At 61.8% G+C, this 13063-nt stretch carries 8 protein-coding genes and 1 pseudogene; 6 read left to right on the top strand and 3 right to left on the bottom strand.

The window, feature by feature from the left end; translation table 11 throughout:
• Positions 1–83 precede the first annotated feature (83 nt).
• The 6 genes from ispD to CZ345_RS12030 all read left to right on the top strand — a co-directional run bounded on the left by ispD (position 84) and on the right by CZ345_RS12030 (position 8766).
• Entirely contained in the window at positions 84–1292 is a 1209-nt protein-coding gene (gene ispD / locus CZ345_RS12005) for a 2-C-methyl-D-erythritol 4-phosphate cytidylyltransferase (protein WP_077074087.1), read from the top strand.
• A 60-nt stretch (positions 1293–1352) separates the two neighbouring features.
• Positions 1353–2600, top strand: coding sequence for a BaiN/RdsA family NAD(P)/FAD-dependent oxidoreductase (locus tag CZ345_RS12010; RefSeq protein WP_077073367.1), 1248 nt, complete (start codon positions 1353–1355; stop codon positions 2598–2600).
• A 511-nt stretch (positions 2601–3111) separates the two neighbouring features.
• A complete protein-coding gene (locus CZ345_RS12015) occupies positions 3112–4422 on the top strand; it encodes a UDP-glucose dehydrogenase family protein (protein ID WP_077074088.1) in 1311 nt (436 codons plus the stop codon).
• Between the two features lie 73 nt (positions 4423–4495).
• The gene (locus tag CZ345_RS12020) at positions 4496–5506 is read left to right on the top strand and encodes an NAD-dependent epimerase/dehydratase family protein (RefSeq protein ID WP_077073368.1); all 1011 of its coding nucleotides are present in this window, start codon (positions 4496–4498) and stop codon (positions 5504–5506) included.
• Positions 5507–5554: 48 nt separating this feature from the next.
• Positions 5555–6319 carry a glycosyltransferase family 2 protein gene (locus CZ345_RS12025; RefSeq protein WP_077073369.1) on the top strand — a complete coding sequence of 255 codons (765 nt, stop codon included), beginning with the start codon at positions 5555–5557 and terminating at the stop codon, positions 6317–6319.
• Positions 6320–6528: 209 nt separating this feature from the next.
• The gene (locus CZ345_RS12030) at positions 6529–8766 is read left to right on the top strand and encodes a lipid-A-disaccharide synthase N-terminal domain-containing protein (RefSeq protein ID WP_077073370.1); all 2238 of its coding nucleotides are present in this window, start codon (positions 6529–6531) and stop codon (positions 8764–8766) included.
• A 91-nt stretch (positions 8767–8857) separates the two neighbouring features.
• On the opposite strand, the gene CZ345_RS16715 is transcribed toward CZ345_RS12030, so the two are convergent.
• The 3 genes and pseudogenes from CZ345_RS16715 to tkt all read right to left on the bottom strand — a co-directional run bounded on the left by CZ345_RS16715 (position 8858) and on the right by tkt (position 13032).
• Positions 8858–9310, bottom strand: a complete 453-nt coding sequence (locus tag CZ345_RS16715; protein ID WP_144277346.1) for a hypothetical protein — start codon at positions 9308–9310, stop codon at positions 8858–8860.
• Between the two features lie 535 nt (positions 9311–9845).
• Positions 9846–11024 carry a phosphoglycerate kinase gene (locus CZ345_RS12045; RefSeq protein ID WP_077073373.1) on the bottom strand — a complete coding sequence of 393 codons (1179 nt, stop codon included), beginning with the start codon at positions 11022–11024 and terminating at the stop codon, positions 9846–9848.
• A 17-nt stretch (positions 11025–11041) separates the two neighbouring features.
• Positions 11042–13032, bottom strand: a pseudogene (gene tkt, locus CZ345_RS12050) (transketolase).
• Between the last annotated feature and the right edge of the window lie 31 nt (positions 13033–13063).

Genomic DNA, 13063 nt, shown 5'->3' on the forward strand with positions numbered 1-13063 from the left:
CCCTGCGGACAAGCCTTTTCTGGCCCTTTTCTCCGCGCGGAAAGGGAGCTTTCATTCCGGCGCGGCGCTATCCGGGAGGAACCATGCAACGGGAATGCTGGGGCGTCATCCTTGCCGCAGGGCAGGGAACACGCATGGCAAAGGCCACGGGCGGCGAGGCGAAACAGTTTCTGCCCTACAGGGGCGCGCCGCTCTGGTGGAGTTCGGCCATGGCCATGGCCGCTTCGCCTCTGGTGCACGGACTTGTGTTCGTCTTCCCCGAAGAACGGCTGGAAGAAGCGAAAAACGAGGCGCTCAGGCTCAATGCCGGGCATTCCTGCGGCGTGCCCTTCCGCTTCGCCGCAGGCGGCGACAGACGGCAGGACTCGGTACGCCACGGCCTCGACGCCCTGCCGGAAAGCTGTGAAAAGGTGCTCGTGCACGACGGCGCGCGTCCTTTCGTAAGCACGGCCCTCGTGACGCGGCTCGCCCTTGCCCTGGATGAGGAAGGTACGGCCGGAGCCGTTCCCGGCCTTGCCGTGACCGACACCATCAAGGAAACCGACGAAAACGGACGCATCACCCGCACGCCCCCGCGCGAAACTCTCCGCGCCGTGCAGACGCCCCAGGCCTTCTTTACCGAAGAACTCCGCACCGCCCATGCCCGCGCCGAAGAGGAAGGCCGGACCGTGACCGACGACGCCTCGCTCATGGAGTACTGCGGCAAAACCGTGCGCGTGGTGGAAGGAGAGGAAACCAACGTGAAGATCACCCACCCCCGCGATCTCGCCCTGCTCACGCCCCCGTCCATGCCCCTGCCCTGCTGCGGCTACGGCTACGACGTACACGCCTACGGCGGCAACCGTCCCCTCATGCTCGGCGGGGTGGAAATAGGCGGGGAATACCTCATCCGCGCCCATTCCGACGGCGACGTGCTGCTGCACGCCCTCATGGACGCCGTTCTCGGATGTTTTGCCGGGGGCGACATAGGCAGGCTCTTCCCCGACAGCGACCCGGCCTTTGAGAACATCGCCTCGTCCGTCATGCTCGACCATGTGCTCACTCTCGCCGCAGAAGCGGGCGTGCGCCTCGTCCATGCCGATCTCACCGTCGTGGCCCAGAAGCCGAAGCTGGCCCCCCGCGCCGACGCCATACGCCGCAACGTGGCCCGCCTGCTCGACCTGCCCCTCGACCATGTGGCCTTCAAGGCCACCACGGAAGAAAAACTCGGCTTCACCGGCGAACTTCTCGGCATCAAGGCCGTGGCCCTCGTCACGGCCCTGCGCGAAGAACGCGCCGCCGGCAGAAGCTGAGCCGCATTCCTGCAACAGCGCCCGCGCGGGCGAAACCTTCTTCACGCGCACGGAGGCACCATGATCTGTTACGACGCCGCCATCATAGGGGCAGGCCCCGCCGGTCTGCTCTGCGCCAGAAACGCCGCCCGCGCGCATCTGCGCGTCGCCCTCATCGACAGTCACGAAGACCCGGGGGCCAAACTCTCCCTGGCGGGCGGGGGGCGCGGCAACATCACCAACCGCATCATTGCGGAAAACCGCTACGTTTCCGAACACCCCGAACGGGTGCGCGCCGTGCTGCGCCTCTTTCCCTGCGAAAAGGCGCTGGATATTATGCGCGAGCTTTCCCTGCCCTTCGAGGAACGGGATTTCGGGCAGATCTTCGGCCTGCGCCCGGCCTGCCTTGTGGCGGAACGCCTTGCCATGCAGTGCGACGACGCGGGGGTGGACTTCTACCTCGGGCGCACGGCGCGGGAGATTGCTCCGCCCTCCTCTTCCCAGAATCCCGCCTTCGGCAGAAGCAGGGAAAAAAGCGGCCTCTTCTCCCTCATGGCCGGAAACGAACCGGTGACGGCAAGGCGCCTTGTGGTGGCCACGGGTTCCCCGGCCTTCCCCGCCGTGGGAGCCGGCGCGGCCGTGGCGAAAAGCGCCGAACGCTGGGGCCACAGGCTCATTCCCTTCCGGGCCGTGCTCACGCCCTTCGTCATGCCGCAGCACTGGCCCCTTGCCGGACTTGAGGGCATAAGCCTCAACGTAAGGATAACCATCCTGCGCGACGGACAGGAACTCTGGACCGACCCCGAGGGCATACGCCCCATGCTCTTCACCCACAGGGGCATAAGCGGCCCGGCCGCTCTGGTGGCCTCCTGCCGGTGGAGGGAGGGCGACGAGCTTCGTATCGATTTTCTGCCCGAGCTTCCCGTCATGGAGCTTCTCGATGCCAGAGAATACGGAAAGATGCTGGCCCGCAACATTCTGGCCCGCCACCTTCCCGCACGCCTTGCAGACGCGCTCTGCCCCGAAGAGACCGGCCGCCGCAAGGCCGCGGAACTTTCCCGCAAAGACAGGCTGCGCCTTGCGGAGGCGGTGCACGGCTTCCGCATCGTTCCCGCGGGAACGGAAGGATTGAAGAAGGCGGAAGCCGCTGCGGGCGGAATCTCGTTCTCCTCCCTTTCCCGCCGCATGGAAAGCCTTGTCGTGCCCGGGCTCTTCTTCTGCGGAGAGGTGGTGGATGTCGCCGGGCTTCTGGGCGGCTACAACATACACTGGGCCTTCGCCTCGGGCGCGCTGGTGGCCGAGGCGCTGAAGGAAAGCCTGAAAGACTGAGGTGCTGCGCACAACGAAAAGCCTCTCCGCGAAGCGCGCCTCCCGCAGGGCGGCCTGGTCTTCCTGCCGGGGAGGAAGGTGTTCACGGGCCTTTTCCGCAGGAAACGGGCAAATATCATGGTTTCCCCCTTCTTCCCGCGCTAAAGAACAGGTCGCAGGCATGAGAGCGGCGGAAAAAGCTCCTTTCTCCGCCCCGCGTGCGGCAGAATGCACGCCGAAGACAACGGTAACGGACTGTAACAGGCATTGACAGTTGTGTTTTTCCGCCATTATTCATGGTGGTGAGAAAAAATATTCCCCGGCCGGCCGCTTTGTGCCGAAAAGCGGCCGGCTCGTGTTTTGCATGGCGTATGCGCACCTGCGGCCGCCCCGCACGGCGGCCTCTCCGCCCCGGACCGGGGAAGCGCGTGCGCCTTTCCGGGCCGCCTTCAGGCCCTTTCGCCCATATCCCCTTTCCCCCGCACGGACCGGAGTCCGTGCCCCGCAGGAGAAAGGAAACAGAGGAAAGTTCATGAAGATAAGCGTGATCGGTTCCGGCTATGTGGGGCTTGTCACCGCCGCCTGTTTTTCCGATGCGGGACACGACGTGTGGTGCATGGATACGGACGAGGCCAAGATTGCCCGTCTGTGCGCGGGCGACTGCCCCATCTATGAACCCGGCCTCCCCGAAATTATCCACCGCAACGCCGCAGAAGGCAGGCTGCACTTTTCCGCCTCCCTTGCCGAAACCCTCGACGGGGTCGACGCGGCCTTCATCGCCGTGGGCACGCCCGAGGGCGAGGACGGCAGCGCGGATATCCGCTATGTCTGCAACGCCGCGCATTCCCTGGGGCAGATGCTGTCGGGCGACGTCGTGGTGGTGGTCAAGTCCACCGTGCCGGTGGGCACTTCGGCGGAGGTGGAACGCATTCTTGCCGGGGAACTCGCGCGGCGCGGCGAACATTTCCGCGTGGACGTGGTTTCCAACCCGGAATTTCTCAAGGAAGGCCATGCCGTGAGCGACTTCACGGAGCCGGACCGCGTCATCGTCGGGGCGGAAAGCAAAAGAGCCCGCGCCGTGATGGCCGACCTCTACCGCCCCTTCCTGAACGTGGAGGAAAAGCTGCTGTTCATGGACAGGGCATCCTCGGAACTGACCAAGTACACGGCCAACGCCATGCTGGCCACGCGCATTTCCTTCATGAACGACATCGCCAACCTCTGCGAGAAGGTGGGCGCCGATGTGGACATGGTGCGCGCGGGCATAGGCAGGGACAGGCGCATCGGCGCAAGCTTCCTTCAGGCGGGCTGCGGCTACGGCGGTTCCTGCTTCCCCAAGGACGTGAAGGCGCTCATTGCCACGGCCGCACGGCACGGACGCTCCCTTTCCGTGCTTGAAGCCGTGGAAAAGGTGAACGAAGCGCAGAAAAAGGTGCTCTTTGAAAAAATTTCCCGCCACTTCGGGGGACGGCTCGAAGGCAGAACCATGGCCGTATGGGGCCTTGCCTTCAAACCCGGTACCGACGACATGCGCGAGGCTCCTTCGCTCACGCTCATCCGCGCCCTTCTCGACGCGGGCTGCCGCGTGCGCGTCTTCGACCCCGTGGCCATGGACAAGGCCCGCGGGCTGCTCGGCGATACGGTGTTCTTCGCCCGCGACATGTACGAGGCCGCCCTCGGCGCGGAAGCCCTCGCCCTTGTGACGGAGTGGGAGGAATTCCGCAGGCCCGACTGGCGGATGCTTACGCAGAACATGCAGGGCCGCGCCCTTTTCGACGGGCGCAACATCTATCTGCCGGAAGAGACGAAAAACGCGGGCTTCACCCTGTACCGCATAGGCTGAACGGCCGTTTCAGGCTTTTTCGCGCCTTCCGGCACCGCCGTGAAGCGCGCTCCTTTTGGAAAACGAGGCTGACATGCATATACTCATTACCGGCGCGGCGGGCTTCATCGGATTTTCTCTGGCAAAACGGCTCCTGAGCGAGGGGCATGAAATCACGGGCATCGACGAAATCAACGACTATTATTCCCCGCAGCTCAAGAAGGCCCGGCTGGCCCGGCTCGGTCTTGAGGAGGACGCCCCCTGCGGCGTGGAAATCACGGGCGGCAACCCCGCCTTCCACTTCGTAAAGATGCGCCTGGAAGACGAAGACGGCCTTGAAGAGCTGTTCCGCCGCCATCATTTCGACATGGCGGTCAACCTCGCGGGGCAGGCAGGGGTGCGCTATTCGCTGGAAAACCCGCGCGCCTATGTGCAGAGCAACGTGCTCGGTCTCGTGAATCTGCTGGAATGCTGCCGCCGCCACCCGGTGCGGCACCTGCTCTACGCCTCCTCCAGCTCCGTGTACGGCGGCAACGAAAAAACGCCCTTCCATGAAGACGACCCGGTGAATACGCCGGTTTCCGTCTACGCGGCCACCAAACGCTGCGACGAACTCATCGCCCACGTCTACGCGCACCTTTACCGCATTCCCTCCACGGGGCTGCGCTTCTTCACCGTGTACGGCCCCTGGGGCAGACCGGACATGGCCCCCTCGCTCTTTGCCAGGTCCATTCTTGCCGGAAAGCCCATCAACGTGTTCAACAACGGCAATCTCTCGCGCGATTTCACCTACATCGACGACATCGTGGAAGCGGTGATGCGCCTCATGGACCACGCGCCGGAAGGCGACGTGCCCACCGACATCTTCAACGTGGGCTGCGGGCACCCCATGAAACTTATGGACTTTATCCGCACACTGGAACATGCTCTGGGCAAAGAGGCCGAGCTCCACATGCTGCCCATGCAGAAGGGCGACGTGTACCAGACCTTCGCCGATACGACGAAGCTTCGCAATCTCACCGGGTTCCGCCCCGAAACGCCCCTTGCGGAAGGCATACGGCGCTTCGCCTCGTGGTACGATTCCCCTCTCAACCCCACGCGATGAGCCTTTGCGGCCCAGAGCCTCAACTCGGCGTCCGCCGGAAGATACACCATGAACAGCCCGTTCAATCAGACCGCCCGGTATGAACTGACCATACTTGTTCCCGTCTACAACGAAGAAGACAACATGCGCGCTCTTTCCGCACGCCTCGCCGCCTACCTGCCCGCGGCGAAGAAGCACTCCTGCGTGCTGTTCATCAACGACGGCTCCACCGACAACAGCGGCGAGCTCATCCGCGAGGCGTGCAGGGAACACGAGCACTTCTTCTTCCTTGAATTTTCCCGCAACTGCGGCCTGAGCGCCGCCATCAAGGCGGGCATGGACAAGGCCCTTTCCCCGTATGTGGCCTATATCGACGCCGACCTTCAGACCGCTCCCGAGGAACTCGACCTGCTCACGCCCTATCTCGACGAATACGAACTCGTCACCGGCGTGCGCGCGAAAAGAAAGGACACGGCCTTCAAGAAATTCCAGTCCCGCGTGGCCAACGGCTTCCGCCGCATGATGGTGAAGGACGGCGCGCGCGACACCGGCTGCCCGCTCAAGGTCATGCATACCGACATGGCCCGACGCCTGCCCTTCTTCAAGGGTATGCACCGCTTCTTCGCCGCTCTGGTGCAGATGGAGGGCGGCAGGGTGAAGCAGGTGGACGTGTCGCATTTTCCGCGCGTGGCGGGCGTTTCCAAGTTCCACCTGTGGAACAGGCTCATCTCGCCCCTCATGGACTGCTTTGCCGTACGCTGGATGCAGAAACGGCATATCGACTACAAGGTGAAGGCCGACAACCTCGCCGGAAGCGACACCGGCAGAGAATGACGCGGCGGCGGACGAAGGCAGCCCTTTTCCGCGCAACGGCGCGGCCGGCCCTGCCTCCCGCCCCCCGCCCACAGAAAACTTTTGCACGAACGCGGCCTCCCGTCCGCTTCCGGCAGCCATGCCGGGCGACGCGAGGCCCGCTTTTTCCCCAGGCGCGCCGCACGGGCCCCGCAGGCTCCCTGCCGGAAGCGCGCACGCAAGGACATGCCATGAAAGAATACCTGCTCGTCACAGGCGTGGGACTGCTCGCTCAGGGCTTTTTTTCCCTGCGTATGCTCCATCAGTGGATAAAAACCGAAAAGGCGAAAAAAATCATATCGCCTTCCCTGTTCTGGGTATTCAGCATCTGCGGTTCCTGCCTGCTCATGCTCTACGGCTGGCTGAGGGAAGACTTCGCCATCATTCTCGGGCAGTTTCTTTCCTATTACATCTATATCTGGAACCTCAAGGCCAACGGCATCTGGCAGAAAACCGCGCCGTGGCTGCGCGGCATCGTCGCGCTCATGCCGCCTGCGGCCGCATTGAGCCTCATGGCCGGGGGCGCGGACATGGCGAAAACGCTGTTCGGCAACCCCGACATTCCCCTGCCGCTGCTTCTCTTCGGCTGCGCGGCGCAGGCGCTCTTCACCCTGCGCTTCGTGTATCAGTGGTGGTACAGCCGTTCCCGCCACGTTTCCGTACTGCCCATGGGCTTCTGGGTCATCAGCCTGACAGGTTCCGTGCTCATCTGCCTCTACGGTCTGATACGGCTCGATATCGTGCTCATTCTCGGCCAGGCCCTCGGGCTCTGCGCCTATGCGCGCAACATCATGATAGGCATACGCGACGCTCGCGCCGACGCCCCCGCACGAGAGGAACACACGGAGGAAAAAACGGCCCGGGTTCCAGCGAAAGACGATTCCCTCCCCGTTCCCGATGCGGCCATCCGCATATTCCTCTATCTTTTCGGAGTCGCCGTGCTGCTGCCCCTCGTATATGTGTACGGCACGGGCATCATGGAGGCGCGCAACCTCATTTCCGCCCAGTCCATGGCGCTCGACGGCGACTGGCTCATCCCCCACCTCTACACCGAGATACGCCTGAACAAGCCGCCCCTGCCCGTATGGCTCACGGCGCCCGTATTTCTGCTTGACCCCGCGCCTTCCATGACGGCCCTGCACCTGCCCGTGATTCTTGTTTCGGCGCTGCTCGGAGTGTTCGCCTTCGATCTGCACAAAACCCTTTTCGGAGAAAGAAAGGAAGCCCTCTACGCAGGCCTTGCCCTCTCCTCCATGCTGCTCACCCTGAAGCTCGGCACCACCAATTCCTGGGACATCTATTCCGTGGTGTTCATGGCGGGCGCGCTGCTCTGCCTCATGCGGCAGGGGAAAGCCTCGCTGGTCGCCGGGGTGCTTCTCATGGCGGCCTCCATCCTCAGCAAGGGCCCGGTGCAGCTCTACACCATGCTGCTGCCCTTCCTTGCCGCGCTTCTTCTCTGCAGAAGGCCCGTGCCGTGGAAGCGCCTTGCCGTCATTCTCTTCGGCGGCACGCTGCTCGGTTCGCTCTGGTATGCCTATGTGTACTTCGCCGTGCCCCATGTGGCTGCGGAAGTGGCCAAAGGCGAAGTGGCGGCCTGGAGCACCCGGCACCTGGCCTCCTTCTTCTTCTACCTTTCCTTCCCCGCCTTTGCCGGAGCATGGGCGCTGCCCGCCGTGGCCTCCCTTGCCTGCCGCCGCCTCGACAGGGAACACTGGGAGAAAAACAAATTCCTGCTTCTCTGGTTCCTTTTCTCCCTGCTGTTTCTTTCCCTCGTGCCGGAAAAGAAGGAACGCTACCTCATGCCCGCCATGGTGCCCCTGGCGCTGCTGTGCGCCGCCATGCTGCGGCACTGGGCGGAAGAGCTGAAAAAGGGCACGCTCGGCCTGTGGGAAAAACGGCTCGTCACCGTGCATCTCGGCCTCGGTACGGCGGCAGCCGTGGGGCTTTGCCTCTTTGTGGGATGGAACCACAGGGCCTATCTTCTCTGGGCGCTGCTCTTTGCCCTGCTCTGCCTCGCCATCGGGCTCTTCGGTCTGAAAAGACCCGCGCGCCTCGTACCCGTTTCCTGTATGCTCGTGCTGTGCGTGGTGCTCTGCGCCTTCCGCATGGGTTCCGCCCGCCCGGTGGTGCAGAAAACGCCGCCCACCTGTTCGCTGGAAGAGCTTCGCAGCCTGCCCCGCGTGCAGGAGCTGCCCTGCTATTCCTTCGACGGCTTCGGCCCTACGGAAGAATGGGAAATCGGCAAGGATACCACGCTCATCACCAGCCTCGACGCCGTGCCCGAAACGCGCTTTCTTCTGCTTGATACCGATACCACGCCGCCCGCCGTGCTGGAGGGCGAAGCCTCTCCCCTGCGCGTGGTGGAACGCTTCCTTGTGCAGACCAGCAGAAACGACTACATCACGCTGTTCATTGTGGAAAAGAAATAATCCGTAAAAAAGGAAGGGGCGAGATCCCTTCCTTTTTTGCTTTTCCATTTTCTTTAAAATATTATACTACGCTTAGTAAAACTGCCCTCTTCTAAAAATATTCTTTCATTTGGTTTAATGCATTTTTTATAGCAATATCCATATCTTGCTCCAAAGTTATTCCCATACCAAAAGCTCCTCTGAAAGAAGCTACTGGTTTTCCTGATAAATATTCAACAAAATTAATACTCACAACAGATTCATTTATATTTTGATGTGCAGCATATTGAACAAGTAATAATTCCATTTTATCATTTTCAGATAGTTCACTTATTTCTTTATCTCCAATTACTTTTAGTCTAGTTTCTGACAAAGCATCATATATTCGCACAGAAAGTTCCATAAGAACTGGCGAACTTTTATACATCATTACATTAGTTAATGTTGCATAATTATATTCTTTTAAATCTGCAGAACTTGAAATAGTTGTTTTATTTGATGTTCCACATCCACTTAAAATAAATACTATTCCCACATAAAATAAAAAAAACTTGATACTTTTCATCAAAATCCCCCATCTTTTAGATTATTTTTTTAAATATTATTAAAGTTATAGCAATTTAAAGTTAAATAAATCTAGCTAACTATTTTATAAAATGCAAGATAATAGTATAAAAAAACTTCACATTTTCGTCATAATTTTGCGGCAGCCCCGCGCTTCGCACCGGCATTTCTGCCCGCCCGGAGCCTTCCCTTCAGGCGGGCTTTCCTTTTCTGTGGCGCAGGTTCCTGCCTGCCTGGAACCTGCGGTTCCGTGCCGGAAGATACTCCGGCATTCCCCGCCCCGGGATGCCCGCAAACGTCCGTGAACGGGGCTCTCCATCCAGAAAAAAGGCTCTGCCGGAAGGCAGGAAAACACCGGCAGAATGGCCCAATGCCGCCCGCAAAAGGCGCTTTCCGGCCGAGGAGGCACATTTGCCCGAAGCGCCTGAAAAAGCATGCGTTTCCCCTGCCGCACAAAAAATTCTGCCCGGAACATACGGCCCCGGGCACAAAAAAAGCCGCCCGAAGGCGGCTTTTTTCATATAAGGCAAAATCGCTTACTTGGAAGCGGCGTCGGCAAGGGCGGCCACGGCGGGCAGGGTCTTGCCTTCCAGCACTTCCAGGAACGCGCCGCCGCCGGTGGAGAGGTAGCCCATCTTGGAGGCAACGCCGAAGGATTCCACGGCAGCCACGGTATCGCCGCCGCACACCAGGGTGTAGGCGTTGCAGTCGGCCAGAATGTCGGCCAGAGCACGGCTGCCCTTGTCGAAGGGCACGGTTTCAAAGGCGCCCACGGGGCCGTTCCACACGATGGTGCGGGCGTCGGCCAGAAGGCGGGCGTATTCCCTGGCGGTTTCTTCGCCGATGTCGAAGGCGCAGTCTTCGGCGGAGAGTTCGGACACCTTCTTGGTCACGGCTTCGGAAGCGCGTTCAAAGCTGGGAGCCACCACCACATCGGTGGGCAGGGGCAGAATGACGTTGCGTTCCCTGGCCATTTCGATGAGGCGCTTGGCTTCGGGAATGAGGTCCTTTTCCACGAGGGAGGAACCCATATTGCAGCCCGCGGCTTCCAGGAAGGTGTTGGCGATGCCGCCGCCCACGATGAGGCCGTCCACATGCTTGAGCAGGTTTTCCAGCACGGTGAGCTTGGTGGACACCTTGGAACCGCCGATGATGGCGTAGAGAGGACGTTCGGGATTGTCGAGCAGCTTGGTGGCGGCTTCCATTTCCGCGAACATCAGAGGACCGGCCACGGCCACGGCGGCCTTGCGAAGCGCGCCTTCCGTGGAGGCCTGGGCGCGATGGGCGGCGCCGAAGGCGTCCATGACGTAGATGTCGCCCATGGCGGCGTACTTGGCGGCCAGTTCTTCATTGTTCTTCTTCTCGCCCTTGAAGAAGCGCACGTTTTCGCACAGCACCACTTCGCCGGGCCTGCATTCCACGCCGTTCAGCGGATCGGCGCAGAAGCCCACTTCCATGCCGAGGAGCTTGCCCATGTGGGCGGCCACGGGGCGCAGAGAGAACTGCTCTTCAAACACGCCTTCGGTGGGGCGGCCGAGATGGGCGAGCAGGATGACGCCCGCGCCCGCGTCAAGAGCCTTCCTGATGGTGGGCAGCACGGCGCGGATGCGCTTGTCGCTGGTGATGACGCCGTCGTGGATGGGGACATTCACGTCCACGCGCATGACGACGCGCTTGCCCTTCATGTCCACATCATTCATGGTCAGTGCTTTCATAATGCGATCTCCTTTCCTTACAGCAGGTCGAGCCCCTGCTGCGCGATGTTTTCCGCTGTGAAGCCAAAATGGGGGAACAGTTTACCCGCGGGAGCGGAAGCCCCAAATGTTCCCATACCAACGACACGACCGTCAAGCCCCACATACTTCCACCACCATGCGGCGCTCTGAGCTTCCACGGCCACACGGGCGCGGACGGCGGAGGGAAGAACGGCTTCACGGTAGGCGGCATCCTGCCTGTCGAACACTTCGCAGCAGGGCATGGACACCACGCGCACGCGGCGGCCCTGAGCCTCAAGAGCCTCCGCAGCCTGAACGGCGAGCTGCACTTCGGAACCCGTGGCAATGTAGATAAGTTCCGGCTGCCCCTCGCAGTCCTTCAAAACATAACCGCCGCGACGGATGCCTTCCTCGCGGGAGGCGGCGCCCTTCTGCTGCGGCAGGCCCTGGCGGCTCATGATGAGGCACACGGGGCCGTTCTTGTATTCCACGGCCGCCGTCCAGGCAACGGCGGCTTCCAGACTGTCGCACGGACGCCACACCTGCATCCCGGGAGTCATGCGCAGCGCGGCGATCTGCTCCACGGGCTGATGGGTGGGGCCGTCTTCGCCCACACCGATGGAATCGTGGGTGAGCACCCAGATGACGCGGCGCTTCATGATGGCGGCGGAACGGATGACGCTCTTGGCGTAATCGGAGAACACGAAGAAGGTTCCCGCATAGGGAATGAAGCCGCCGTGCAGCTCCATGCCGTTCATCACCGCGCCCATGCCGAACTCGCGCACGCCGTAATGAATGTAGTTGCCCGAGTAGTCGCACACGTCAAGGGACTTCGCGCCCTTGAACTCCGTGCCTACGGAACCGCTGAGGTCGGCCGAGCCGCCCACGAGTTCCGGCAGCGCGGGAGCGATGATGTTCAGCGCGTTCTTGCCCGCCACACGGGTGGCGACGGCCTTTTCTTCGGCAGCGGCGGCTTCCACGGCCGCACGGGCGCGGGCCAGGCCGCGGGCAGTTCGCCCTTCATGCGGCGGCGGAATTCGGAAGCGAGTTCGGGATAGGCCTTTTCATAGGCGGCGAACATGTCTTCCCATGCCTTCTGGGCTGCCGCGCCCTTTTCACGCGCATCCCACGCGGCGCGGATGTCTTCCGGCACGGTGAAGGGTTCCGCGCTCCAGCCCATGGCGGCGCGGGCAGCGGCGGCTTCTTCGGGGCCGAGGGGCGCGCCGTGGCAGGAGGCGGTGCCCGCCTTGGTGGGTGCGAAACGTCCGATGACCGTCTTGCAGCAGATGAGGGAGGGCCTGTCCGTAACGGCCATGGCTTCGCGGATGGCCATGTCCAGAGCTTCGCCGTCATGGCCGTCCACGCCGCGCACCACATGCCAGCCCAGAGCTTCGAAACGGGCGGGCGTATCGTCGGTGAACCAGCCCTTCACCTCGCCGTCGATGGAAATGTCGTTGTCGTCGTAAAGCGCGATGAGGCGGCCGAGCTTCCAGGTGCCCGCCAGGGAACAGGCTTCCTGAGAAAGGCCTTCCATGAGGCAGCCGTCGCCGAGGAACACCCAAGTGTAGTGATCCATGACGGGGAAGCCTTCGCGGTTGAATTCACGGGCCATCATGCGTTCGGCAAGGGCCATGCCCACCGCCGTGGCGATGCCCTGACCGAGAGGTCCGGTGGTGACTTCCACGCCGGGAGTGACGCCCTTTTCCGGGTGGCCCGGGGTTTTCGCGCCGAGCTGACGGAAAGCGCGGATATCGTCCATGGAAAGGTCGTAACCGGTGAGGTGCAGCAGGGAATAAAGCAGCATGGAGGCGTGGCCGTTGGAAAGCACGAAACGGTCGCGGTTGGGCCACGCGGGGTCGGCAGGATTATGCTTCAGAAAGCCGCGCCACAGAGATTCCGCCATGTCGGCCATACCCATGGGGGCACCCGGGTGGCCGGACCTGGCTTTTTCAATGGCGTCGATGGAAAGGGCGCGGATGGCATTGGCAAGTTCTGCGCGAGTAGGCATAAAAGCTGTCTCCTTAGGGATAGTACGGAAA

Source organism: Mailhella massiliensis (assembly GCF_900155525.1).
In the GTDB taxonomy this organism is placed as follows: domain Bacteria; phylum Desulfobacterota; class Desulfovibrionia; order Desulfovibrionales; family Desulfovibrionaceae; genus Mailhella; species Mailhella massiliensis.

Excerpts from the sequence above, each read along its gene's own strand:
- ispD (WP_077074087.1), top strand. The coding sequence starts at position 84 with ATGCAACGGGAATGCTGGGGCGTCATCCTTGCCGCAGGGCAGGGAACA.
- CZ345_RS12010 (WP_077073367.1), top strand. The coding sequence starts at position 1,353 with ATGATCTGTTACGACGCCGCCATCATAGGGGCAGGCCCCGCCGGTCTG.
- CZ345_RS12015 (WP_077074088.1), top strand. The coding sequence starts at position 3,112 with ATGAAGATAAGCGTGATCGGTTCCGGCTATGTGGGGCTTGTCACCGCC.
- CZ345_RS12020 (WP_077073368.1), top strand. The coding sequence starts at position 4,496 with ATGCATATACTCATTACCGGCGCGGCGGGCTTCATCGGATTTTCTCTG.
- CZ345_RS12025 (WP_077073369.1), top strand. The coding sequence starts at position 5,555 with ATGAACAGCCCGTTCAATCAGACCGCCCGGTATGAACTGACCATACTT.
- CZ345_RS12030 (WP_077073370.1), top strand. The coding sequence starts at position 6,529 with ATGAAAGAATACCTGCTCGTCACAGGCGTGGGACTGCTCGCTCAGGGC.
- CZ345_RS16715 (WP_144277346.1), bottom strand. The coding sequence starts at position 9,310 with ATGAAAAGTATCAAGTTTTTTTTATTTTATGTGGGAATAGTATTTATT.
- CZ345_RS12045 (WP_077073373.1), bottom strand. The coding sequence starts at position 11,024 with ATGAAAGCACTGACCATGAATGATGTGGACATGAAGGGCAAGCGCGTC.